This is a genomic window from Bradyrhizobium sp. Crot121 (genome assembly GCF_059512385.1).
Map to the genome: position 1 here is coordinate 112535 of NZ_JCAMOR010000019.1, position 22430 is coordinate 134964.

The 22430-nt window shown below is 63.6% G+C and carries 21 protein-coding genes; 15 read left to right on the forward strand and 6 right to left on the reverse strand.

The window, feature by feature from the left end:
* Nucleotides 1-123: 123 nt before the first annotated feature.
* The 3 genes from AC5ZGW_RS18805 to AC5ZGW_RS18815 all read left to right on the forward strand — a co-directional run bounded on the left by AC5ZGW_RS18805 (nt 124) and on the right by AC5ZGW_RS18815 (nt 2595).
* The gene (locus tag AC5ZGW_RS18805; protein ID WP_028168428.1) at nt 124-540 is read left to right on the forward strand and encodes a helix-turn-helix domain-containing protein; all 417 of its coding nucleotides are present in this window, start codon (nt 124-126) and stop codon (nt 538-540) included.
* 220 nt (nt 541-760) lie between these two features.
* A complete protein-coding gene (locus AC5ZGW_RS18810) occupies nt 761-1885 on the forward strand; it encodes a M20 family metallopeptidase (protein WP_130227494.1) in 1125 nt (374 codons plus the stop codon).
* Nucleotides 1882-2595: a tRNA (guanine(46)-N(7))-methyltransferase TrmB gene (locus tag AC5ZGW_RS18815; RefSeq protein WP_130227495.1), complete on the forward strand. Its 714-nt coding sequence runs from the start codon at nt 1882-1884 to the stop codon at nt 2593-2595. Before AC5ZGW_RS18810 ends, AC5ZGW_RS18815 begins: the two co-directional genes overlap by 4 nt.
* Before the next feature lie 135 nt (nt 2596-2730).
* Here AC5ZGW_RS18815 and AC5ZGW_RS18820 read toward each other — a convergent pair whose 3' ends face one another.
* Nucleotides 2731-3807, reverse strand: coding sequence for a DUF2336 domain-containing protein (locus AC5ZGW_RS18820; RefSeq protein ID WP_130227496.1), 1077 nt, complete (start codon nt 3805-3807; stop codon nt 2731-2733).
* Between the two features lie 435 nt (nt 3808-4242).
* Here AC5ZGW_RS18820 and rimP point away from each other — a divergent pair, with 435 nt between their 5' ends.
* The 4 genes from rimP to infB all read left to right on the forward strand — a co-directional run bounded on the left by rimP (nt 4243) and on the right by infB (nt 10221).
* A complete protein-coding gene (gene rimP / locus AC5ZGW_RS18825; RefSeq protein ID WP_130227497.1) occupies nt 4243-5007 on the forward strand; it encodes a ribosome maturation factor RimP in 765 nt (254 codons plus the stop codon).
* A gap of 2 nt (nt 5008-5009) precedes the next feature.
* Nucleotides 5010-6620 carry a transcription termination factor NusA gene (nusA, locus tag AC5ZGW_RS18830; protein WP_130227498.1) on the forward strand — a complete coding sequence of 537 codons (1611 nt, stop codon included), beginning with the start codon at nt 5010-5012 and terminating at the stop codon, nt 6618-6620.
* 15 nt (nt 6621-6635) lie between these two features.
* The gene (locus tag AC5ZGW_RS18835; RefSeq protein WP_463327117.1) at nt 6636-7322 is read left to right on the forward strand and encodes an RNA-binding protein; all 687 of its coding nucleotides are present in this window, start codon (nt 6636-6638) and stop codon (nt 7320-7322) included.
* Between the two features lie 160 nt (nt 7323-7482).
* Nucleotides 7483-10221 (forward strand): translation initiation factor IF-2, encoded by a 2739-nt coding sequence (infB, locus tag AC5ZGW_RS18840; RefSeq protein WP_130227499.1) that lies wholly within the window; start codon nt 7483-7485, stop codon nt 10219-10221.
* 138 nt (nt 10222-10359) lie between these two features.
* Here infB and AC5ZGW_RS18845 read toward each other — a convergent pair whose 3' ends face one another.
* Nucleotides 10360-10533 carry a hypothetical protein gene (locus AC5ZGW_RS18845; protein WP_245474841.1) on the reverse strand — a complete coding sequence of 58 codons (174 nt, stop codon included), beginning with the start codon at nt 10531-10533 and terminating at the stop codon, nt 10360-10362.
* Here AC5ZGW_RS18845 and rbfA point away from each other — a divergent pair.
* The 6 genes from rbfA to AC5ZGW_RS18875 all read left to right on the forward strand — a co-directional run bounded on the left by rbfA (nt 10456) and on the right by AC5ZGW_RS18875 (nt 16543).
* On the forward strand, nt 10456-10818 hold the full coding sequence (gene rbfA, locus AC5ZGW_RS18850) for a 30S ribosome-binding factor RbfA (RefSeq protein ID WP_245474839.1): 363 nt from the start codon (nt 10456-10458) through the stop codon (nt 10816-10818). The genes AC5ZGW_RS18845 and rbfA overlap by 78 nt on opposite strands.
* 1 nt (nt 10819) lies before the next feature.
* On the forward strand, nt 10820-11929 hold the full coding sequence (truB, locus tag AC5ZGW_RS18855; RefSeq protein ID WP_130227501.1) for a tRNA pseudouridine(55) synthase TruB: 1110 nt from the start codon (nt 10820-10822) through the stop codon (nt 11927-11929).
* 2 nt (nt 11930-11931) lie between these two features.
* On the forward strand, nt 11932-12201 hold the full coding sequence (rpsO, locus tag AC5ZGW_RS18860; protein WP_028168438.1) for a 30S ribosomal protein S15: 270 nt from the start codon (nt 11932-11934) through the stop codon (nt 12199-12201).
* A 380-nt stretch (nt 12202-12581) separates the two neighbouring features.
* On the forward strand, nt 12582-14738 hold the full coding sequence (pnp, locus tag AC5ZGW_RS18865; protein WP_130227502.1) for a polyribonucleotide nucleotidyltransferase: 2157 nt from the start codon (nt 12582-12584) through the stop codon (nt 14736-14738).
* Nucleotides 14739-14935: 197 nt separating this feature from the next.
* Nucleotides 14936-15670 (forward strand): superoxide dismutase, encoded by a 735-nt coding sequence (locus tag AC5ZGW_RS18870; RefSeq protein ID WP_130227503.1) that lies wholly within the window; start codon nt 14936-14938, stop codon nt 15668-15670.
* Nucleotides 15671-15946: 276 nt separating this feature from the next.
* Nucleotides 15947-16543 carry a glutathione S-transferase family protein gene (locus tag AC5ZGW_RS18875; RefSeq protein ID WP_130227505.1) on the forward strand — a complete coding sequence of 199 codons (597 nt, stop codon included), beginning with the start codon at nt 15947-15949 and terminating at the stop codon, nt 16541-16543.
* Between the two features lie 96 nt (nt 16544-16639).
* Here AC5ZGW_RS18875 and fabI read toward each other — a convergent pair whose 3' ends face one another.
* The 3 genes from fabI to fabA form a co-directional block, all read right to left on the reverse strand.
* Nucleotides 16640-17440, reverse strand: a complete 801-nt coding sequence (gene fabI / locus AC5ZGW_RS18880) for an enoyl-ACP reductase FabI (RefSeq protein WP_130227508.1) — start codon at nt 17438-17440, stop codon at nt 16640-16642.
* A gap of 141 nt (nt 17441-17581) precedes the next feature.
* Nucleotides 17582-18805 carry a beta-ketoacyl-ACP synthase I gene (fabB, locus tag AC5ZGW_RS18885; protein WP_130227506.1) on the reverse strand — a complete coding sequence of 408 codons (1224 nt, stop codon included), beginning with the start codon at nt 18803-18805 and terminating at the stop codon, nt 17582-17584.
* A gap of 43 nt (nt 18806-18848) precedes the next feature.
* Nucleotides 18849-19370, reverse strand: coding sequence for a 3-hydroxyacyl-[acyl-carrier-protein] dehydratase FabA (gene fabA / locus AC5ZGW_RS18890; RefSeq protein WP_027580962.1), 522 nt, complete (start codon nt 19368-19370; stop codon nt 18849-18851).
* 320 nt (nt 19371-19690) lie between these two features.
* On the opposite strand from fabA, the gene irrA reads away from it, so the two are divergent.
* Entirely contained in the window at nt 19691-20179 is a 489-nt protein-coding gene (gene irrA, locus AC5ZGW_RS18895) for an iron response transcriptional regulator IrrA (protein WP_028167278.1), read from the forward strand.
* A 181-nt stretch (nt 20180-20360) separates the two neighbouring features.
* On the opposite strand, the gene AC5ZGW_RS18900 is transcribed toward irrA, so the two are convergent.
* Nucleotides 20361-20888 (reverse strand): SH3 domain-containing protein, encoded by a 528-nt coding sequence (locus AC5ZGW_RS18900; protein ID WP_028167279.1) that lies wholly within the window; start codon nt 20886-20888, stop codon nt 20361-20363.
* A gap of 329 nt (nt 20889-21217) precedes the next feature.
* On the opposite strand from AC5ZGW_RS18900, the gene AC5ZGW_RS18905 reads away from it, so the two are divergent.
* A complete protein-coding gene (locus tag AC5ZGW_RS18905; protein ID WP_130227507.1) occupies nt 21218-22219 on the forward strand; it encodes a 2-hydroxyacid dehydrogenase in 1002 nt (333 codons plus the stop codon).
* Nucleotides 22220-22430: the final 211 nt, after the last annotated feature.

A 22430-nucleotide genomic window follows, 5' to 3' on the forward strand; every position in this document is an offset into this window, starting at 1 on the left:
CAAATTGTCCGCATTCGTCCTCGATCCTCCCGCAGGATTTTGACGATACCGGCGCCTGGGGCATACTCCATACCCGTTTTGCCTCATTCGCCGGGCGCGTAGTCCTTCCAGGAGAGTCCGAAGATGTCTACCAAAGCGCCCAATCCTGTTGACAAATATGTCGGCAGCCGTGTCCGCATGCGGCGGATCATGTTGGGCATGAGCCAGGAAAAGCTGGGAGAAAAGCTCGGCCTCACCTTCCAGCAGATTCAGAAATATGAGAAGGGCACCAACCGCGTCGGCGCCAGCCGGCTGCAGCAGATATCCGAGATCCTGCAGGTGCCGGTCTCGTTCCTGTTCGACGGCGGACCGAGCGGCTCGACAACCCCGGAAGGCTTCAGCGAAGGCGCCTCGCCCAGCTACGTTTCCGACTTTCTCGCAACCTCGGAAGGGTTGGCGCTGACGCGCGCCTTCACGCGCATCGCCGACGCCAAACTCCGCCGCAGCATCGTCGAGCTGGTCGAGCAGATCGCCGCTCGCGAAGGCCCCGACAAGCGTTGATCGGCGTCGTCATTCCTGCGACATGGCAATTGACGCGCCCGCCGGTGCGGGCGCATGACGTCGGTTCAATCGTTCTCGGATCATGATCCGATTAGACCGAATCGGATCATGATCTCACCTCTTTGTTTGAGCATGATCTTCCGCGCAAACGCTTCGCGTTTGTCGCGAGGGAAAACCGGTTTCCACTTTTCCGGATCATGCTCCAGATGCCGGCGCGCCAATGACAACGACATCATTTAATCCTGCAGAGATTCTCGACGGCATCCGCCGCTGGGTGGAGATCGAAACGCCGACAGAGGCGCCCGAACAGGTCAACAAGCTCGCCGATCTCGTCGCCGAAGGCTATCGCGGCCTGCCGGCCACCCTCGAGCGGATCGCCGGCCAGAACGGATGCGGCGATCATCTCGTCGCGCGCTCGGCCTGGGGCCAGGATGCACCGGGAATCCTGGTGCTAAGCCATCTCGACACCGTGCATCCCCTCGGATTCATCCAGCGCCTGCCTTTTTGCATCGACGGCGACAGCGCCTTCGGTCCCGGCATCTATGACATGAAGGGCGGCGCCTATCTCGCCTACCACGCCTTCAGGGAAGTTTGCGCCAATGGCGCGCGGGTGCCGCTCGGCGTGACCCAGCTCTACGTTTCCGATGAGGAGATCGGCAGCCCGACCTCGCGGGCGCTGATCGAAGCCGAGGGCCGCAAAGCCAAATATGTGCTGGTGACAGAGCCGGCACGCGACGGCGGCAAGATCGTCACCGGGCGCAAGGGCGTCGCGCGCTTCGAGATCTTCGTCAAGGGAGTGCCTGCGCATGCCGGCACGCGCCCCGAGGACGGCCGCAGCGCGATCCGCGAGCTCGGCAACATCATCCAGACGCTGGAGGCGATGAACGATCTGGCGCGCGGCGTCACCGTCAATGTCGGCGTGGTCAAAGGCGGCACCAAGCCGAACGTGATCGCGGAAGAGGCCTATGCCGAGGTCGACATGCGCGTGCCGACGATTGCCGACGCCGAAGAGCTGGTACCGAAAATACTCAATCTGAAATCGCGGACCGACGGCGTCAGCGTGCATGTGGTCGGCGAATTGAACCGGCCGCCTTATGAAAAGACCAACGCCGGCGCGGCGCTCTACGAACACGCCAAGGGGCTCGCAACCGAGATCGGCTTCGACCTCGTGGACACCTCGACCGGTGGCGGCTCCGATGGCAATTTCACCGCGCTGCATACGGCGACGCTCGATGGCCTCGGCGTCGACGGCAAGGGCGCGCATACCCATTACGAGCAGATGTATATCTCATCGATCGAGCCGCGCGCGCGGTTGCTGCATCGGCTGTATCAGACGCTGCGATGATGACGCCTTCCCGCGATCAGGAGCGCGACGCGCATGCGCAAGGCTCGTTCTTCGGACGGCGCAAGGGCCACAGACTGCGCGCCCATCAGGCCGACCTGATCGAGCATCTGCTGCCGCATCTGGCGCTCGACATCGCAAGCCCGGCACCGGCCAGCCTGACCGAACTGTTCGATGACAACATCGAGGATGTCAGGCTCGAGATCGGATTTGGCGGCGGCGAACATCTCGCCGCCGAGGCCCGCGCGTTTCCGAATATCGGCTTCATCGGCTGCGAGCCCTATGTCAACGGGATGGCCAAGATCCTGACCCAGATCGAGGCGCACAATATCGGCAACATCCGCCTGTTCGCAGGCGACGCCGCCGAGCTGCTCGCCTGGGCGCCGTCAGGGTCGATGCGGCGCATCGACCTGATCCATCCTGATCCCTGGCCGAAGCGACGGCACTGGAAACGCCGCTTTGTCCAGGATGTCACCGTTGCAGCAATGGCGCGCATCCTCAAAGCAGGCGGCGAATTCCGCTTCGTCAGCGACATCGACGATTACTGCGCCTGGACGCTATGGCACCTGATGCGCTCGCCCGATTTCAATTGGCTGGCTGAACGCGCCTCGGACTGGCAGGCTCCCTGGCCCGACTACACGATGACGCGCTATGGCGCCAAAGCCGAGCGCGAGGGACGCAAGGCGACGTATCTGCGGTTTCGCAGAATTTGACGCGCGTCATTCCGGGGCGCGCGCAGCGCGAACCCGGAATCCATTGGGCCACCTGCACACGCGGCGAAATGGATTCCGGGCTCACGCTGCGCGTGCCCCGGAATGACGGCGTGGTCGCAATGACAAGGAGAGGGACTACCGCGTTTTCCAGAAGTCCACGACGCGCTGGGCGGTGGAGGGCATCAGGCGGGTGAAGTTCAGCCGCGCGCTCTCGATATCGGCTGGCGACGGCACGCGGTTGGGGCCGAGCCGGAGCAGGATCAGCGCGCGCACGGTGGCCCATTCGAGACCGATGGTCTTGCCCGCGATCAGAATCGGATCGTAGCGGTCGCCGGTGATCAGGCGATCGAGCGTTGCGATCTTGACACCGGTCATCGCGGCCAGCGCGCACACCGCTTCCTCGTATTTGAACGACTTGGCGAAATCGAGCAGCGCGATTTCGTTCAATTGATTGGCGTGATGCAACGCGAGGATCGTGCGCTGGGCCGGCGTGAAATCGCGTGCGCTGTCGACCTTCTCGCTCATGCCGTTGAGCTCGCTGATCGCCTGCTTGATCGCGGCCTGCCGCTCCGGCTTGACCACGTCGAACAGGCGGCGGCGGACGATCTCGACGGAGCCTGCCACCAGCGTCTTCAACTGCTCGGGCGACAGATCCGCGCGCTGACCGACGGCAAGCGTCAGCACGCTGTCCTGGCTGGCGCGCCGGATCAGCGTCGAATAGCCGCTCGTCGAGAATTCGGCGCCGGCATTGCCGGCCGCGCGCCTGACAACGTCGCGATCGCCGCGGCGGACGATGACGTCGGTCAGATCGGCCGAGAGCGTCGGCCGTTCCGCCATCGCCAGCAGATGCTCCTGCCCCTTCGCGCGCGCGATTTCGACCAGGACCTGCTCGTCGATGACAGGCGACCGGCGCAAGAGCGGTCCTGCGATCGCGATCTCGTCCTCGCGCGCAAGCTGCCCGATCAGGCTGCGCGGCGCATTCGACAGCAGCGACAGGCGTTCGGCGAGCTGCGCCCGCGCGTCGCGCTCGGCATGGGGGACGAGGCTGGTCAGGACGCCGTCGAACAGATCGACATGGTCGGTACTGAAACTGGCCGCACCCTGCAGGAACAGTTCGCCGATCCGGCGCGCGGCGTCGGCACGGCGCCCGGGGTCACCGGTGCGGACGATCTCGTCGAGTTCAGGGATCAGCGCAGTCGCTGTCGTCGTCATAAGCCTACCCAAACCGGCCCGCCGTGCCGGTTTTTGCGGCGCAATCTAGGTGGCGTTCGTGAACGAAGCGTTAGACATTCGCACCCAACTTTCCGATAGCGCAAATTTGCTCAGCAGCGGTCTCTGGCCCTTGCCGGACGGGCGGAAAAGCGCTATAGCGACTTAAAGTTCTCATACGATCCGTATTGAGGGTGGGCCCTTCCGGACCCGCTCTTTTTTATTACCCGAACGAACCCGGCTGAGCCTGGTCCGCTTTGGGTAGCGCAACCAGAGCATGAACCCGAACGGCGGAAGCCTGTTGTCCGCAAGGATCATGCTCAAACACGAGAGATAAGATCATGGCCCGATCAGCGTGATCGTATCATGATCGGACACCGGTCTAGGGCCGGCTAACCAACAAGACCGACAGCTCAAGACGTATCTTTGACCCTCGATATGACCGATCCAACCGCTGGTTCCGTCAATGCCGAATTGCTCGCCGAGCCGCGGCTCGTGGTCGAGCCCGGCGCCGCGGCGCGCGTGTCGGCAGTTGCCACCCCGGTCCTGCAGGGACTGGGCTACCGCCTGGTGCGCATCAAGATCACCGGCGATGCCGGCTGCACCGTCCAGATCATGGCGGAACGGCCGGACGGCTCGATGCAGATCGAGGATTGCGAGGCGATCTCGCGGGCGCTGTCACCGGTGCTCGACATCGCCGATCCCATCGACCGGGCCTATCGGCTGGAGATCTCGTCGCCGGGCATCGACCGCCCCCTGGTGCGGCGGTCGGATTTCGAGCGCTATGCCGGCCACCTCGTCAAGATCGAGATGGCGGTGGCGCATCAGGGCCGCAAGCGGTTCCGCGGCACCCTGAATGGTGTCGAGGGCAACGCGGTGCGCCTACATCGGGATGACACACGCGAGGGCGAAGATGCACAGACCTTGCTGGTGATGGAAGACATCGCCGAAGCAAGGCTGGTGCTGACCGACGAGCTGATCGCCGAATCGATGCGGCGCGGCAAGGCTCAAGAGCGCGAGCTGCGCCGCGAATTGGGGCTGGTCCCGCCACAACCCTCGCATGCGAAAAAAAGCGGTCCGAGCAAGAGCCATAAGCCGAAACAAGGGACCGGCAAGAAGCCGGCTCCGAAGAACGCCAAACAACACCGCCTCGCCGCCGAACGGCTGCGCCGGGGCGAGACCGAGCCTGACGAAGGAGACTAGCCATGGCAGTCAGCGCCAATCGACTTGAACTGCTGCAGATCGCCGACGCCGTCGCGCGCGAAAAATCGATCGACCGCGGCATCGTGATTGCCGCGATGGAGGACGCCATCGCGAAAGCGGCGCGCGCCAGGTACGGCAGCGAGACCGACGTCCACGCGGAGATCGACCCCAAGAAGGGCGAACTCCGCCTGTCGCGCCACATGCTCGTGGTCGACGTGGTCGAGAATGCTTCCAACCAGATCTCGCTCGCCGACGCCCAGCGCGCCAATCCCGGCGCCCGTGTCGGCGACACCATCGCCGACACGCTGCCGCCGCTCGAATACGGCCGCATCGCTGCGCAGTCGGCCAAGCAGGTGATCGTGCAGAAGGTGCGCGAGGCCGAGCGCGACCGGCAATACCAGGAATTCAAGGACCGCATCGGCGACATCGTCAACGGCGTCGTCAAGCGCGTCGAATATGGCAGCGTGATCGTCGACCTCGGCCGTGGCGAGGCCATCATCCGCCGCGACGAGATGCTGCCGCGCGAAGTGTTCCGCAACGGCGACCGCGTCCGCGCCTATATCTTCGACGTCCGCCGCGAGACGAGGGGCCCGCAGATCTTCCTATCGCGCACCCATCCGCAATTCATGGCGAAGCTGTTCGCGCAGGAAGTGCCCGAGATCTATGACGGCATCGTCGAGATCAAGGCAGTGGCCCGCGATCCCGGCTCGCGCGCCAAGATCGGCGTGATCTCGCGCGATTCGTCGGTCGATCCGGTCGGCGCCTGCGTCGGTATGCGCGGTTCGCGCGTGCAGGCCGTGGTCAACGAATTGCAGGGCGAGAAGATCGACATCATCCCGTGGTCGCCCGACATCGCGACCTTCGTCGTCAACGCGCTGGCGCCCGCCGAAGTCGCCAAGGTTGTGATCGACGAGGACCGCGAGCGCATCGAGGTCGTGGTGCCCGACACCAACAACCAGCTTTCGCTGGCGATCGGCCGCCGCGGCCAGAACGTCCGCCTCGCCTCGCAGCTCACCGGCTGGGATATCGACATCCTGACCGAGCAGGAAGAGTCCGAGCGTCGTCAGGCCGACTTCGAGAATTCGACCCGCGTCTTCATGGAGGCGCTCAATGTCGACGAAGTCGTCGGCCAGCTCCTGGCGTCGGAAGGCTTCACCTCGGTCGAGGAACTGGCGCTGGTGGACGTGAAGGAACTCGCCGGCATCGAAGGCTTCGACGAGGAAACCGCGACGGAACTGCAGAACCGCGCCAAGGAATATCTGGAGCAGCTCGAGGCCGAGCTGGAAGCCAAGCGCAAGGAACTCGGCGTCGAGGATGCCATGAAGACGGTCCCCGGCATCACCGCGAAGATGCTGGTCAAGCTCGGCGAGAACGACGTCAAGACCGTCGAGGATCTCGCCGGCTGCGCTACCGACGATCTGGTCGGCTGGACCGAGCGCAAGGACGGTGGCGAACAGACCAAGCATGCCGGGTTCCTCGACGGGATCGATATCTCCCGCGAGGACGCCGAGGCGATGATCATGCAGGCCCGCGTAAAGGCCGGCTGGATCACCGAGGCCGACCTCGCCAAGCAGAATGCCGAGGCGGAAGCCGCCGAAGAACCGACGGCGTAAGGAGATGGCCCGCGCATGCTCGCAATGGCTGACCCCGATCTGGATCATGGGCCGCGGACCGAAAAGTCCGCGACCATGCGGATGTGCGCGGTCAGCCGCGAGGTGCGTCCGATCGACGAGCTGATCCGCTTCGTCGTCGCCCCCACCGGCGAGGTGATCGCCGATGTGAAACGCAAGCTGCCGGGGCGTGGCCTCTGGCTTTCGGCCTCGCGCCGCACGGTTGCGGAAGCGGTCCGGCGTCACCAGTTTAGCCGGGGATTCAAGCGCGACGTCCGCGTCGTGGCGACTCTGCCCGATGATACCGAAGCGCTGCTGGTTCGCAGCAGCCTCGAGGCGCTGGCGATGGCCGCCAAGGCCGGCCAGGTCGTTTCCGGCTTCGGCAAGGTCGAGGACGCGTTGTCGCAGCGGGAAAGACCCCTAAGTCTGATCCATGCTTCCGATGCGGCCCCCGACGGCGTCCGCAAATTGGACGCGATCCTGCGGCAAAGGGGCCGAAAAGATGAAGATTCGCCGAAAATATCTGTCGTCACCGCGCTGACATCGGCAGAATTGGATTTGGCACTGGGCCGGTCAAATGTGATACATGCTGCCCTGCTCGCGGGCCCGGCGAGCAAGACGTTCCTGTCGCGCTGCCAGCTTCTGGTCCGATACCGGATGGCCGACGACGACAAGACCGCCGATGCGGCCAGAAATTCTAGCTAGAGCATGATCGGGAAAAGGGGAAACCAGTTTTCCGAAAAGATCATGTTCAAACAACAAGATGGAGCGGGATGACGGTCCGAGGACAGTCATTTCGGTCTTTTGGAACTGCGACGATAACGCGTGCGAAAAGGCACAACGCTAACGAGATTAGGACTGCTGAATGGTTGATACCAAAACCCCTGGCGACAAGACTTTGAGTGTCCCGAGCAAGACCTTGACGCTGAAGCCACGCGTCGAGACGGGCACCGTGCGCCAGAGCTTCAGCCATGGCCGCAGCAAGCAGGTTGTGGTCGAAAAGCGCGGCAAGCGCCGCGTCGGTGGTGACGGCCCCGGAACGGAGCCGCATGCGCCCGAGCCTGTCGTGGCCAAGCCCGCGCCGACGCCGGCCAGGCCACCGTCCGGCCGCTCCGGCGGGTCCCCATCGCAGCGCAACGCCGGCGGATCGGGCGTGGTGCTGCGCAGCCTGACCGAGGACGAACGCTCGGCCCGCGCCAGCGCACTCGCCGACGCCCGGCAGCGTGAGGTCGAAGAGCGCCAGCAGGCCGAAGAGGAAGCCAAGCGCCGCGCCAGCCGCGAAATCGCCGAGCGCGCCGAGCGCGAAGCCGCCGAAGCCCGCCGGCTGGCCGAAGAGGAACGTCATCGCCAGGAAGAGGAAGCCAAGCGTAAGGCCGAGATCGAGGCTAAGCGGCGCTTTGGCGAGGGCGAAGCGAAGCCCGCCGCGGCAGCCAAGCCAGCGGCCGCAGCAGCCCCTGCGCCGGCGGCTCCGGCCCGTACCCCATCGACCCCGGGCCGCACATCTGCGGCCCCGGGACGCACGTCAGCGACCCCTGGACGCACGTCAGCGACCCCGGCACGTACACCAGCGTCGGCTCCAGCGGCGAAGGCGCCGGGCGTCGCCGCAGAGCCCGATGAAGACGAGGGTCCGCGGCAGGTTCGCCGTGGCCCGGGTGGTGCCATGCGCCCCGTGGCCGCCCCGAAGACCACCCACAAGCCGGGTCCGCAGAAGGAGCGTGGCCGCCTGACGGTTGTCACCGCGCTCAACGCCGACGACGTGCGCGAACGCTCGATCGCGTCCTTCCGCCGCCGCACCCAGCGCCTCAAGGGCATCAGCGCGAACGAGCCGAAGGAAAAGCTGATCCGCGAAGTCACGATCCCGGAAGTCATCACCATCCAGGAACTCGCCAACCGCATGTCCGAGCGCGCGGTCGACGTCATCCGCATGCTGATGAAGCAGGGCGCGATGCACAAGATCACCGACGTGATCGATGCCGACACCGCGCAACTGATCGCGGAAGAACTGGGTCACACGGTCAAGCGCGTGGCTGCGTCCGACGTCGAGGAAGGCCTGTTCGACGTCGTCGACGATTCCACCGATACCGAGCCGCGTTCGCCCGTCGTCACGGTCATGGGCCATGTCGACCACGGCAAGACCTCGCTGCTCGACGCGCTTCGTCACGCCAACGTGGTCTCCGGCGAAGCCGGCGGCATCACCCAGCATATCGGCGCCTACCAAGTGTTGTCGCCCGAAAGCGGCACGAAGATCACCTTCATCGACACGCCCGGTCACGCCGCGTTCACCGCGATGCGCGCGCGCGGCGCCAAGGTCACCGATATCGTGGTGCTGGTGGTCGCGGCCGATGACGGCGTGATGCCGCAGACGGTCGAAGCGATCAATCACGCCAAGGCCGCCAGGGTTCCGATCATCGTCGCGATCAACAAGATCGACAAGCCGGACGCGCGGCCCGAGCGCGTGCGCACGGAATTGTTGCAGCATGAGGTGCAGGTCGAATCGCTCGGCGGCGAAGTCGTCGATGTCGAGGTCTCCGCCAAGAACGGGACCAACCTCGACCGGCTGCTCGAAATGATCGCGCTGCAGGCCGAAATCCTCGACCTCAAGACCAACTCGCAGCGTCCGGCCGAAGGCACCGTGATCGAGGCCAAGCTCGACCGCGGCCGTGGTCCGGTAGCGACCGTGCTGGTGCAACGCGGCACGCTCATGGTCGGCGACATCATCGTCGCCGGCGCCGAGATGGGCCGCGTCCGTGCGCTGATCTCGGACCAGGGCGAGAATCTCGACGAAGCCGGTCCGTCCGTGCCGGTCGAGGTGCTCGGCTTCAACGGTCCGCCGGAAGCCGGCGATCGGCTTGCGGTGGTGGAGAACGAAGCCCGCGCCCGCCAGATCACGAGCTACCGTGCGCACCAGAAGCGCGAGAACGCCGCCGCCTCGATCTCGGGCATGCGCGGCTCGCTCGAGCAGATGATGTCGCAACTCAAGACCGCGGGCCGCAAGGAATTCCCGCTGATCGTGAAGGCCGACGTGCAGGGCTCGCTGGAAGCGATCCTGGGCTCGCTGGAAAAGCTCGGCACCGAGGAAGTCGCCGCCCGCATCCTGCATGCCGGCGTCGGCGGCATCTCGGAATCCGACGTCACGCTGGCGGAAGGCTTCAACGCCGCGATCATCGGCTTCTCGGTACGCGCCAACAAGGAGGCGGCCGCCGCCGCCAAGCGCAACGGCATCGAGATCCGCTACTACAACATCATCTACGATCTCGTGGATGACATCAAAAAGGCGATGTCCGGCCTGCTCGCGCCGACCCTGCGCGAGACCATGCTCGGCAACGCCCAGATCCTGGAGGTGTTCAACATCTCCAAGGTCGGCAAGGTCGCCGGCTGCCGCGTCACCGACGGAACGGTCGAACGCGGTGCCAATGTCCGCCTGATCCGCGACAACGTCGTCGTGCATGAAGGCAAGCTGTCGACGCTGAAGCGCTTCAAGGACGAAGTGAAGGAAGTCGTCGCCGGCCAGGAATGCGGCATGGCGTTCGAGAACTACGGCGACATGCGTGTCGGCGACGTGATCGAATGCTACCGTATCGAAACGATCCAGCGCTCTCTGTAAGTCCAAGTCTTACGAAGCGCGGGAATTTCGAGCTGAACCGTCATGCCCCGCCACCGGGTCTCGCCTTCGGCGAGCCCGATGACAGGCTCCGGCCGGGGCATCCAGTATTGCAATTGGTGCTAGGCACAAAATACTGGATCACCCGCTTTCGCGGGTGATGGCGACAATTTGGGATTTTAGATAATGCCCCGTCATCAGAAGAAGAGTTCCGCCGCCGGCGGCTCGCAACGTCAATTGCGCGTCGGCGAGACCGTGCGCCATGCGGTTGCCGAGATTCTCTCGCAGGGTGATGTCCACGATCCGGATCTTCAAGGCCACATCATCACCGTTCCCGAGGTGCGAATGTCGCCGGACCTGAAGCTCGCGACCATTTATGTAATGCCGCTCGGCGGACGCGACACCGAGACCGTGATTGCTGCGCTCGACCGCAACAAGAAATTTCTCCGCGGCGAGATCGCGCACCGCGTTAACCTGAAATTTGCACCTGACATCCGCTTCCGCGTCGACGAACGATTCGACGAAGCGGAACGTATCGAGAAATTACTGAGAACACCTGCGGTGCAACGCGATCTTGCACCCGATTCGGACGACGAGTGAGATGACCGTGACGACCGCAAACCCCGTGATCGAATCGCAAGACGTCGATTCGCATGCGGATGAAGAAAAAATTTCGGCGCCTGCGCGCGGCAACGAGACGCGTCGCGTCAACAACGATCCGCGCCAGAAGCAGAAGCAGCAGGGCAACCAGCCGCGGCGCGACAAGCGCGACGTCCATGGCTGGGTCGTGCTCGACAAGCCGATCGGCATGACGTCGACGCACGCCGTCGCGGTGCTGAAGCGCCTGTTCCAGGCCAAGCGCGCCGGACACGCCGGCACGCTCGATCCGCTCGCCTCGGGTGGGCTGCCGATTGCGCTCGGTGAAGCCACCAAGACGGTTCCCTTCGTCATGGAGGGCCGCAAGCGCTATCGCTTCACGGTGGCCTGGGGCGAGGAACGCGACACCGACGACATCGAGGGCCGCGTGGTCGAGACCAGCGAACTTCGCCCCTCGGCCGAATCAATCCAGGAATTGCTGCCGCGCTTCACCGGCGTGATCGAGCAGGTCCCCCCGCAATATTCCGCGATCAAGGTCCAGGGCGAGCGGGCCTATGATTTGGCACGGGACGGCGAGAAGGTCGAATTGCAGCCCCGGCCGGTCGAGATCCACGAATTAACCCTGGTGGAACACGGAGATAGCGGCCAGTCCGTGTTCGAGGCCGAATGCGGCAAGGGAACCTATGTTCGTGCTTTGGCCCGGGACATGGGGCGGATTCTCAGCTGTTTCGGCCATATCTGCGCGCTCAGGCGGACCGTTGTCGGTCCGTTTACCGAAAGCGACATGATTCCGCTGGAAGAATTGGAGGCTTTGTGCAATAGAGCCGCGTCTGGCGAGGGCAGCCTCGCCGACGCGCTTTTGCCCGTTGAGACCGCGCTGGACGACATCCCGGCACTGGCCGTCACACGGGCGGATGCGGCAAGGCTCCATCGGGGCCAAGCCGTTTTGTTGCGCGGACGGGATGCGCCCAATAGTAGCGGCACAGTCTATGTCACGGTGGCAGGCCGGCTTCTCGCGCTTGCCGAGATTGGCAATGGCGAAATCATCCCCAAGCGCGTGTTCAACCTGACCGGACTGACTGCCAGTTCGGCTCGCAACCATGGAAGTATTTGACGATGTCGATTACCGCCGAACGTAAAGCGGAAGTCATCAAGACGAATGCCCTCAAAGCCGGCGACACCGGCTCGCCCGAGGTTCAGGTCGCGATCCTGTCGGAACGCATCAGCAACCTTACCGAGCACTTCAAGACCCACGGGAAGGACAACCATTCACGCCGCGGCCTATTGAAGCTCGTGTCGACGCGACGCTCTCTCCTCGACTACATCAAGAAAAAGGACGAGGCGCGTTACAAGGCATTGCTAGAAAAGCATAACATTCGTCGTTGATTTCAAGACTACGCGCGCAAGATTAGCGCGCGTTTTCGCATGATCTTCCGAGAGACCGGAGTTTCAACCGTTCGGAGACGATCATGCGCAAGAGCATGAACGTGACGACCGCATGTCGCACACACTCATGCTCAAGCCTCGAGCATGACCCGGTTTTCCGGAAAGACCATGCTCAAACCTAAAGTGCCCAGCAGCAATCCGGCCGCCGGGCGGGGCAAGATGCCCGTATGAACGAAAGGATGGACACCATCCGGAACTTGAGAACCATGGCAGGATCGCCGGATACTGATCACGACTTGCGATCAGTGTCTCGCCATCTTGCGCATGGTTTTTGCGTTTTGGGGGCCCGCTCTTTCGTGAAACCATGAAAGAAGACCAAAATGTTTACGACCCATTCCGTGGAGATCGACTGGGGCGGACGTCCGCTCAAGCTTGAAACCGGAAAGATCGCCCGGCAGGCCGATGGCGCCGTTATGGCGACCTATGGCGAGACCGTGGTGCTTGCCACCGTCGTCGCCGCCAAGACGCCCCGCGAAGGCGTCGACTTCCTGCCGCTGACGGTCGACTACCAGGAGAAGGCCTATGCCGCGGGCCGCATCCCCGGCGGCTACTTCAAGCGCGAGGGCCGGCCGACTGAGAAGGAGACGCTGGTCTCCCGCCTGATCGACCGCCCGATCCGCCCGCTGTTCGTCGACGGCTGGCGCAACGAGACGCAGGTGATCATCACCACCCTGTCGCATGACATGGAGAACGATCCGGACATTCTGGCGATGGTTGCCGCTTCCGCGGCGCTGACGCTGTCCGGTGTGCCGTTCAAGGGCCCGATTGGCGCGGCCCGCGTCGGCTTCGCCAACGACGAATATGTGCTGAACCCGACGCTGGACGAGATGAACGAGACCCAGCTCGATCTCGTCGTCGCCGGTACCGCGGACGCCGTGCTGATGGTGGAATCGGAAGCCAAGGAGCTGAACGAAGACGTCATGCTCGGCGCCGTGATGTTCGGCCACCGCCACTTCCAGCCGGTCATCAACGCGATCATCGAGCTCGCCGAGAAGGCCGCGAAGGAGCCGCGCGAGATCACCCCGATCGACAATTCGGCGATCGAAAAAGATATGCTCGGCCTGATCGAGCAGGAGTTGCGCACCGCTTACGCTATACCGATCAAGCAGGAGCGCTATGCCGCGGTCGGTGCCGCCAAGGAAAAGGTGATGGCGCACTTCTTCCCGGAAGGGCAGGAGCCGAAATATGACAAGCTGCGCGTCGCCGACGTGTTCAAGGAGCTCGAAGCGAAGATCGTCCGCTGGAACATCCTCGACACCGGCAAGCGCATCGACGGCCGCGATGTCAAAACCGTGCGCAATATCGTCGCCGAAGTCGGCGTGCTGCCGCGCGCCCACGGTTCGGCGCTGTTCACCCGCGGCGAGACCCAGGCGATGGTCGTGACCACGCTCGGCACCGGCGAGGATGAGCAGTACATCGACGCGCTGTCCGGAACGTACAAGGAGACGTTCCTGCTGCACTACAACTTCCCACCCTACTCGGTCGGCGAGACCGGCCGCCTCGGCGGCACCAAGCGTCGCGAGATCGGCCACGGCAAGCTCGCCTGGCGCGCGATCCATCCCGTGCTGCCACCGCACCACGAATTCCCCTACACGGTGCGCGTGGTGTCTGAAATCACAGAGTCCAACGGCTCGTCGTCGATGGCCTCGGTCTGCGGTGCTTCGCTGGCGCTGATGGATGCCGGCGTGCCGCTGAAGCGGCCGACCGCCGGTATCGCGATGGGCCTGATCCTCGAAGATCAGCGCTTCGCGGTGCTCTCGGACATCCTCGGCGACGAGGATCATCTCGGCGACATGGATTTCAAGGTCGCCGGCACCGACCAGGGCATCACCTCGCTGCAGATGGATATCAAGATCGAGGGCATCACCGAGGAGATCATGCGCGTCGCGCTTGGCCAGGCCAAGGAAGGACGCATTCACATCCTCGGCGAGATGTCCAAGGCACTGACCGCGGCGCGCGCCGAGCTCGGCGAATACGCACCGCGCATCGAGACCTTCAAGATCCCGACGGACAAGATCCGCGAAGTGATCGGCACCGGCGGCAAGGTGATCCGCGAGATCGTCGAGAAGACCGGCGCCAAGATCAACATCGAGGACGACGGCACCGTGAAGGTCGCCTCCAATGACGGCGAGGCGATGAAGGCCGCGATCAAGTGGATCAAGTCGATCACCTCCGAGCCGGAGATCGGCCAGATCTACGAGGGCACCGTAGTCAAGGTGATGGAGTTCGGCGCCTTCGTGAACTTCTTCGGCGCCAAGGACGGCCTCGTCCATATCAGCCAGCTCGCGGCCAACCGCGTGCAGAAGACCTCCGACGTCGTCAAGGAAGGCGACAAGGTCAAGGTCAAGCTGCTCGGCTTCGACGACCGCGGCAAGACGCGGTTGTCGATGAAGGCGGTCGACCAGGAGACCGGCGAGGATCTGGAGGCCAAGCAGAAGACCGACGCGCCAGCGACGCGCGAGGCGGCAGGCGAGTGAACGCTTCTACACAATGGAATTGCTAAAAAAGGGCGGCCTTGACGGCCGCCCTAAGTTTATGTGGGGCTTTGCAAATCAACCGTGGCTGATGGCCATGTGCGGTTTGGCCGCGATTTCGTGATCAACCTTTGTCGGAACCGCTTCACGTCCTGCGCCTACAATAAGACACCATGCTTTCCTTAAGCCCGGAGGTCACGATGTCATTCCTGTCCCGCCGCCGCCTGATGATGGCCGCAACCGGCCTCGTCGCCGCAGCCGCTTCGCCGCAAATGGCGTTCGCGCAAGGCTCGGCCCAGCCGCCTGCCGGTCCGTTCAAGGTGGATCCGCTGCCCTATCCCGCCAATGCGCTGGAGCCGCATATCGATGCGCTGACGATGCAGATCCATCATGACAAGCATCACCAGGCCTATGTGAACAACGTCAACGCGATCGCCAAAGATCATCCGCAGATCGCCGAAAAGCCCGTCGCGGATGTGCTCGCCAATCTGAACAACGTGCCCGAGGCGGTCCGCACCGGCGTCCGCAACAATCTCGGCGGCCACGCCAACCACACCATGTTCTGGCAGATCATGGGACCGAATGGCGGCAAGCCGGAAGGCGAGGTGCTCGCCGCGATCGACCGCGATCTCGGCGGAATGGAGAAACTACGGACCGACTTCAACGCGGCCGGCGGACGCGTGTTCGGTTCGGGCTGGGTGTTCGTCACCGTGACCAAGGACGGCAAGCTCGCACTCGAGACCCGGCCGAACCAGGACAGCCCGCTGATGGACGGCAAACGCACACTGTTCGGCAACGACGTCTGGGAGCACGCTTACTATCTGCATTACCAGAATCGCCGCCCTGACTATCTGCAGGCCTGGTGGAACACGGTGAACTGGAAGGCGATCGGCGACCGCTACGCGGCCGCAAAGGCAGGCACGCTCGGCGTGTAGTCCACGCGCGACAGAGCAGTCTCACGCGGGCGGGGGCGCGATATCGTCTCCGGCCGCTTCGCTGCACCGCCGAACTTCATGAGCAAGCTTCCCTTCACGGCGCCCCAGAGCTTCGGTTCTGATTGAATCAGAACCGAAGCTCTGGACTCTTGTTTTGACGCATTTTCTTCACGCGAACCGGCGCCCACTTCGCTCGAAAACGCTCTAGAATTGGCCGTTGCCAATGCAAGCGTTCGGAGCGATGAACGCGTCTTCGCCCGTGAAAGGTTCAGCCCCATGATCCAGCTCTATTGGTCGCCTCGTTCGCGCTCGTTCACCTGCCTGTGGCTGATGGAAGAAACCGGACTGCCGTATAAGCGCGTGCTGACCGACATCTCGACCGGCGCGCAGAAGGCGCCGGAGTTCCTGAAGGTCAATCCGATGGGCAAGGTGCCGGCCTTGAAGGACGGCGACGTCGCGCTCGGCGAAGCTGCCGCGATCTGCGCCTATATTGCGGATCGTTATCCGGAGAAGAAGCTCGCGCCGGCGCTGAACGATCCGAAGCGCGGGCGATATCTGCAGTACCTGTTCTTCGCGCCGAGCTGCATCGAGCCGGCGCTGATCCAGATCTTCACCAAGCTCGAGGTGCCCGCCAGCACCGCCGCATGGGGCACCGCGACACAGGTGTTCGACGTGCTCGACACCGAGCTGCAGAAGGGACCGTGGATTCTCGGCGAGGATTTTTCCGCCGCCGATATCGTGGTCGGCTCTGGCCTGAACTATGCGGTGCGGCTGTTCAAGATGGTGCCGTCGCGGCCGTCCTTCGAGGCCTATATCGATCGTTGCACCGCGCGTCCGGCATTCCAGCGCGCGGAGAAGATTGCCGCGGGTTAGCTCTTGTAGGGTGGGCAAAGCGCAGCGTGCCCACCATTCACGATCGGTGCAAGAGAAGGTGGGCACGCTTCGCTTTGCCCACCCTACGATTTCGAGCTACTCCGCCTTCAGGTCTTCCGGCCGCGGCATCGAGATCACGTTGTAGCCGGAATCGACGTAATGGATTTCGCCGGTGACACCGCCGGAGAGATCGGACAGCAGATAGAGCGCAGAACCGCCGAGCTCATCAAGCGTCACGCCGCGGCCGAGCGGCGAATGCTTCTGCTGGAACGCGAACATCGCACGCGCATCGCCGATGCCCGAGCCGGCGAGCGTGCGCACCGGACCCGCTGAAATCGCGTTGATGCGGATGGCGCGGGAGCCGAAATCGGCGGCGAGATAGCGCACCGAGGCTTCCAGCGCCGCCTTCGCGACCCCCATCACGTTGTAATTGGGCATCACGCGCATCGAGCCGCCGAAGGTCAGCGTAATCATGGCGCCGCCGCTTTCCGGCATCAGCTCGGCTGCGCGCTTGGCCAGTTCGGTGAAGGAGAAGCAGGAGATCAGCATGGTGCGCGAGAAGTTCTCGCGCGTGGTGTCCGCATAGCGGCCCTTCAGCTCGTTCTTGTCGGAGAAGGCGACGGCATGGACGAGGAAATCGAGCTGACCCCATTTCTCGCGCAAGGCTGCGAACACCGCATCGACGCTGGCGAGATCCTCGACATCGCAGGGCAGCACCGTGTCGACGCCGAGCGACTGCGCCAGCGGCTTGACGCGCTTGCCGAGCGCCTCGCCCTGATAGGTGAAGGCGAGCTCGGCGCCCTGCGCATGGAGCGTCCTGGCAATGCCCCAGGCGATCGAATGATCATTGGCGACGCCCATGATCAGTCCGCGCTTGCCTTTCATCAGGTCCTGCATCGTACTCACCACTCTCTTTCTTCGTCATGCCCGGGCTTGTCCCGGGAATCCACGCGCTTTCGGCGCCTATGGCAAAGACGTGGATGGCCGGGACGAAGCCCGGCCATGACGGTGAATCAGCCAGTCAACTGGCTAACAATCTCACGCATCCAGCCGCTTGAACACCAGCGTCGCGTTGGTGCCGCCGAAGCCGAACGAATTCGACAACACGGTGCCGAGCTTCGCATTGTCGATGCGCTTGCGCACGATCGGCATGTCGGCGAACACAGGGTCGAGCTCGGTGATATGCGCGCTCTCGCAGATGAAGCCGTTGTTCATCATCAGAAGCGAATAGATCGCCTCCTGCACGCCGGTGGCGCCGAGCGAATGGCCGGTCAGCGCCTTGGTCGCTGAGATTGGCGGGCATTTCTCGCCGGTGCCGAACACCTTGCGGATCGCCTCGATCTCCGGCGGATCGCCGGCAGGCGTCGAGGTCGCGTGCGGATTGATGTAATCGATCGGAGTATTCACCGTCGACAGCGCCATGCGCATGCAGCGCTCGGCACCTTCGCCCGAGGGCGCCACCATGTCGTAGCCGTCGGAGGTCGCGCCATAGCCGACGATCTCGGCATAGATGCGTGCACCGCGCGCCTTGGCGTGCTCCAGCTCTTCCAGCACCACGACGCCGGCGCCGCCGGCGATGACGAAACCGTCGCGGTTGATGTCGTAGGGGCGAGAGGCGGTGGCCGGCGTATCGTTATATTTCGACGACATCGCGCCCATGGCGTCGAACAGCACCGACAGCGTCCAGTCGAGTTCCTCGCAGCCGCCGGCGAAGATCACGTCCTGCTTGCCCATCTGGATGATCTCGGAGGCATTGCCGATGCAGTGGTTAGACGTCGCGCAGGCCGAGGAGATCGAATAGTTCACGCCCTTGATCTTGAACCAGGTCGCAAGCGTTGCGGAAGCGGTCGACGACATGCCCTTGGGAACCGCGAACGGACCGACCCGCTTGGGGCCCTTGGTGCGCGCGATGTCGGCGGCCTCGACGAGGGTCCGCGTCGACGGCCCGCCCGAACCCATGATGATTCCGGTGCGCTCGTTGGAGACTTCGTCCGCCTCGAGCCCGGCATCGCGGATCGCCTGCTCCATCGCCACGTGATTCCATGCCGCACCGTCGGCCAGAAACCGCATCGCGCGGCGATCGATCACCTCAGCCGGCTTGAGCGTCGGCGCGCCTTGCACCTGCGAACGGAAGCCGAGCTCGGCGTATTTCTCCGCTCGGGAAATCCCGGACTTCGCCTCGTGAAGGCTCGCAAGCACTTCCTGGGTGTTGTTTCCGATGGACGAGACAATGCCCATCCCGGTGATGACAACCCGCCTCATGATCGCCTCGCCCTGCCGTTAGTTTTCTGTGCGATGGTTTCGGTCACGCCGGGGCCGTGCCCTGCTTGAACAGCCCAACCTTCAAATCCTTCGCGCGATAAATAATCTCGCCATCCATGGAAAGCCAGCCATCGGCAATGCCGAGCACCAGCCTCGAGCGCATCACGCGCTTAATATCTACGTTGTACACAACCTTGCGCACATTCGGCAGAACTTGGCCGCCGAACTTCAGCTCGCCAAGACCGAGCGCCCGCCCGCGTCCTTCGCCGCCGATCCAGCCGAGGTAAAAGCCGACCATCTGCCACATCGCATCCAGGCCGAGACAGCCGGGCATGACGGGATCGTTCTTGAAGTGGCAGCCGAAGAACCAGAGATCCGGTTTCACATCGAGCTCGGCGCGCACCAGTCCCTTGCCGAACTCGCCACCGGTCTCGGAGATCTCGCTGATGCGGTCGAACATCAGCATCGGCGGCAACGGCAACTGGGCATTACCGGGACCGAACATCTCGCCCCTGCCGCACGCCAGCAAATCCTCGTACTCATAACCGCTGCGCCGTTCCAGCATCCTCTTTCCACTCTCCTCAATGTCCCGGTGAAGCGCTCTCGAACGAACCGGACCGTTTCCCCGGCGGGACAAGATTCCCCGCAACGCGGCGCTACCTTGGGTGCGAACGGCGTCTCTACCGAATTCGCATATGTGGTCCGCGCGCTCTGTAACATAGGCATGAAGGCGCGGCAAAGTGTCGGAATGGGTTAAATTGCTGCATCCCCAGAGGGTTCCGGTCGGGCCGACTTCGCCGGCCCCAGTTGCGAGAAACTTGCATCTGAAGGATTTCCTTCTTATAGTCTTTGGAATATTGCCCGAGTTAGGTGTCTAGAGTGCATATGAGCGACGAAGTTCCGCATGTGAGCGATGACGCTAGTCAGATCGCCCGCGGCCCCGGTCATCAGCCGGCGCTGACCGGTTGCCCATGGCATGACGTCAATGAAATGCTGCAGGCGGCAGGCCTTCGGCCGACCCGTCAGCGCATGGCGCTGGGCTGGCTCCTGTTCGGCAAGGGTGCCCGCCATCTGACCGCAGAAATGCTTTACGAGGAGGCGACGCTCGCGAAGGTTCCGGTGTCGCTGGCCACCGTCTACAACACGCTGAACCAGCTCACCGATGCGGGCCTGCTGCGCCAGGTCAGCGTCGACGGCACCAAGACCTATTTCGACACCAACGTCACCGCGCATCACCATTTCTACCTCGAGAACAACCACGAGCTGGTCGACATTCCCGACCCGCATCTGGTGCTCTCCAAGATGCCGGATATCCCTGAAGGCTACGAGATCGCGCGCATCGATATGGTCGTGCGGCTGCGCAAGAGGCGCTGAGCGCCACGTAGCTGTCGTCCCGGGCTTGATCCGGGACCCATAACCGCGAATTTTCGTTGTTTGAGAGCGGCGTCTTCCGGCAGCGCGTTATTGCGAGATCACGCGGTATGGGTCCCGGCTCGCGCGGAGCCCGTCATCGTTCGCGCGACCCGTTGGCTTGGCCGGGACGACACCGTAAAATTCAGTCCACCTTCTCGTCGGCGTAGACGCCCCACAGGCGCTGCTGCTCGATCCAGCCGTCGAAGCCGTTGCCGGTGACGCGGCACCAGCTATTGGCGCATTTCCTCACCTGCGCGATGACGCCGGCCTGCAGCCGCGCAGCGACCGCGCTCGTCGCATCCGGACGATCGTAGAGCGACGCCAGGTCGTCCTTGTGCTTCATCGTGACGACCGCAGTGCGGCGGCCCGACAGCAGCGAATGATAGACCCAGCCTTCGGCGCCTTCGGAATCGCGCACCCGGCGCCAGTTCTCGAACTCGGCGGTGATTTCGACCGGCAGGCCGGAACGGGTATAGACCCAAGCGACGTCATTGTCCTTGGTCGGGCCGGCGCGGACGTTCACATGATCGGACTTGAGGCTGACGTAACGGGGTATCGGCAGGCCGCTGGTGGTCGGACTTGCATCCTTGGCCGAATGTCCTGGAGATACCGAGGTGCCGAGCATGCACCCAACCAGCATCGCCAACCAACTCAACCGCCCCAACGCCATCAACTCGTCTCCTACTGAGAACGCCAACTCAAGTTCTGCGAGTTGAACCGGTGAACGCCCAGAACCCCAGACCCTTGCGCCGCGCGTCGATGCCCCAGCCCGTCTTGCCGAGGGGTTCTTGTGTTGGCCCGGTCTTCTGCTAGAGAGGACGGAACGTTGAGAACCAGAACGCCCGACTTTTCCTTGGAAACCCGAGGCAATCATCGGGGAACCTAGGGAAACGTGAAGGAAACGCCGGGACCGCGCAGCAACCGCAGTTTCGAACAACCGGGTTAATGAGGCCTGAACGGCGAAGCCTTTGACGGGCCGAAGCCTCATGAGAGCAGAACATGTCGGTTAAGAAGAAGCCTCTCGTCGTCGTCACCCGCAAGCTGCCGGATTCGATCGAGACCCGGATGCGCGAATTATTCGACGCAAGGCTCAATCTCGACGACACCCCGATGACGTCGGAGCAGATCGCGGAAGCCGTGCGCACCGCTGACGTGCTTGTGCCGACCGTCACCGACCTGATCCGCGAGGACGTTCTCAACCAGGGTGAATCCAAGCTGCGGCTGATCGCCAATTTCGGCAACGGCGTCGACAATATCGACGTCACGGCGGCGCACGCGCGCGGCATCACCGTGACCAACACGCCGAAGGTGCTGACCGAAGATACCGCCGACATGACCATGGCGCTGATCCTGGCGGTGCCGAGACGGATGATCGAGGGCGCCTCGATCCTGACCGAAGGCAAGCACTGGCCGGGCTGGTCGCCGACCTGGATGCTCGGCCATCGCATCGGCGGAAAACGGCTCGGCATCATCGGCATGGGCCGCATCGGCCAGGCGGTCGCGCGCCGCGCCCGCGCCTTTGGCCTGCAGATCCATTATCACAACCGCCGCCCGGTGGCGCCGCGCATCGCCGACGAGCTTGGCGCCACCTATTGGGAAAGCCTCGACCAGATGCTGGCGCGGATGGACATCCTCTCGGTGAACTGTCCGCATACGCCTGCGACCTTCCACCTGCTTTCCGCGCGGCGGCTGAAGCTGATCCGCAAGGAGGCCTATATCGTCAACACCGCGCGCGGCGAGGTGATCGACGAGGACGCGCTGGTCAAGCTGATCGAAGCCGGAGAGATCGGCGGCGCCGGCCTCGACGTCTATGAGCACGAGCCTGCGGTCAATCCGAAGCTGGTGCGGCTCGCCAAGGCGGGCAAGGTGACGCTGCTGCCGCATATGGGCTCGGCCACCATCGAGGGCCGCGTCGAGATGGGCGAGAAGGTAATCATCAACATCCGCACCTTCCTCGACAACCACAAGCCGCCGGATCGCGTGCTGCCGAGCATGTTGTAGCCACCACCTCGGTGTCGTACCCGCGAAGCGGACTTGTAGCCCGGATGGAGCGCAGCGTAATCCGGGATAAGTCTCTGGAGTGCCCCCCAAAAGTGAGACACGGGAAATTAGGGACAGTTCTCTAACGGAGAACGTATGCCCAACAAATCTCCCCGTGTTTTCAGCCGAGAGTTCAAGCTCGAAGCGGTCCGCCGCATTCTGGCGGGCGAGC

Excerpts from the sequence above, each read along its gene's own strand:
- AC5ZGW_RS18805 (WP_028168428.1), top strand. The coding sequence starts at position 124 with ATGTCTACCAAAGCGCCCAATCCTGTTGACAAATATGTCGGCAGCCGT.
- AC5ZGW_RS18810 (WP_130227494.1), top strand. The coding sequence starts at position 761 with ATGACAACGACATCATTTAATCCTGCAGAGATTCTCGACGGCATCCGC.
- AC5ZGW_RS18815 (WP_130227495.1), top strand. The coding sequence starts at position 1,882 with ATGATGACGCCTTCCCGCGATCAGGAGCGCGACGCGCATGCGCAAGGC.
- AC5ZGW_RS18820 (WP_130227496.1), bottom strand. The coding sequence starts at position 3,807 with ATGACGACGACAGCGACTGCGCTGATCCCTGAACTCGACGAGATCGTC.
- rimP (WP_130227497.1), top strand. The coding sequence starts at position 4,243 with ATGACCGATCCAACCGCTGGTTCCGTCAATGCCGAATTGCTCGCCGAG.
- nusA (WP_130227498.1), top strand. The coding sequence starts at position 5,010 with ATGGCAGTCAGCGCCAATCGACTTGAACTGCTGCAGATCGCCGACGCC.
- AC5ZGW_RS18835 (WP_463327117.1), top strand. The coding sequence starts at position 6,636 with ATGCTCGCAATGGCTGACCCCGATCTGGATCATGGGCCGCGGACCGAA.
- infB (WP_130227499.1), top strand. The coding sequence starts at position 7,483 with ATGGTTGATACCAAAACCCCTGGCGACAAGACTTTGAGTGTCCCGAGC.
- truB (WP_130227501.1), top strand. The coding sequence starts at position 10,820 with ATGACCGTGACGACCGCAAACCCCGTGATCGAATCGCAAGACGTCGAT.
- rpsO (WP_028168438.1), top strand. The coding sequence starts at position 11,932 with ATGTCGATTACCGCCGAACGTAAAGCGGAAGTCATCAAGACGAATGCC.
- pnp (WP_130227502.1), top strand. The coding sequence starts at position 12,582 with ATGTTTACGACCCATTCCGTGGAGATCGACTGGGGCGGACGTCCGCTC.
- AC5ZGW_RS18870 (WP_130227503.1), top strand. The coding sequence starts at position 14,936 with ATGTCATTCCTGTCCCGCCGCCGCCTGATGATGGCCGCAACCGGCCTC.
- AC5ZGW_RS18875 (WP_130227505.1), top strand. The coding sequence starts at position 15,947 with ATGATCCAGCTCTATTGGTCGCCTCGTTCGCGCTCGTTCACCTGCCTG.
- fabI (WP_130227508.1), bottom strand. The coding sequence starts at position 17,440 with ATGCAGGACCTGATGAAAGGCAAGCGCGGACTGATCATGGGCGTCGCC.
- fabB (WP_130227506.1), bottom strand. The coding sequence starts at position 18,805 with ATGAGGCGGGTTGTCATCACCGGGATGGGCATTGTCTCGTCCATCGGA.
- fabA (WP_027580962.1), bottom strand. The coding sequence starts at position 19,370 with ATGCTGGAACGGCGCAGCGGTTATGAGTACGAGGATTTGCTGGCGTGC.
- irrA (WP_028167278.1), top strand. The coding sequence starts at position 19,691 with ATGAGCGACGAAGTTCCGCATGTGAGCGATGACGCTAGTCAGATCGCC.
- AC5ZGW_RS18900 (WP_028167279.1), bottom strand. The coding sequence starts at position 20,888 with ATGGCGTTGGGGCGGTTGAGTTGGTTGGCGATGCTGGTTGGGTGCATG.
- AC5ZGW_RS18905 (WP_130227507.1), top strand. The coding sequence starts at position 21,218 with ATGTCGGTTAAGAAGAAGCCTCTCGTCGTCGTCACCCGCAAGCTGCCG.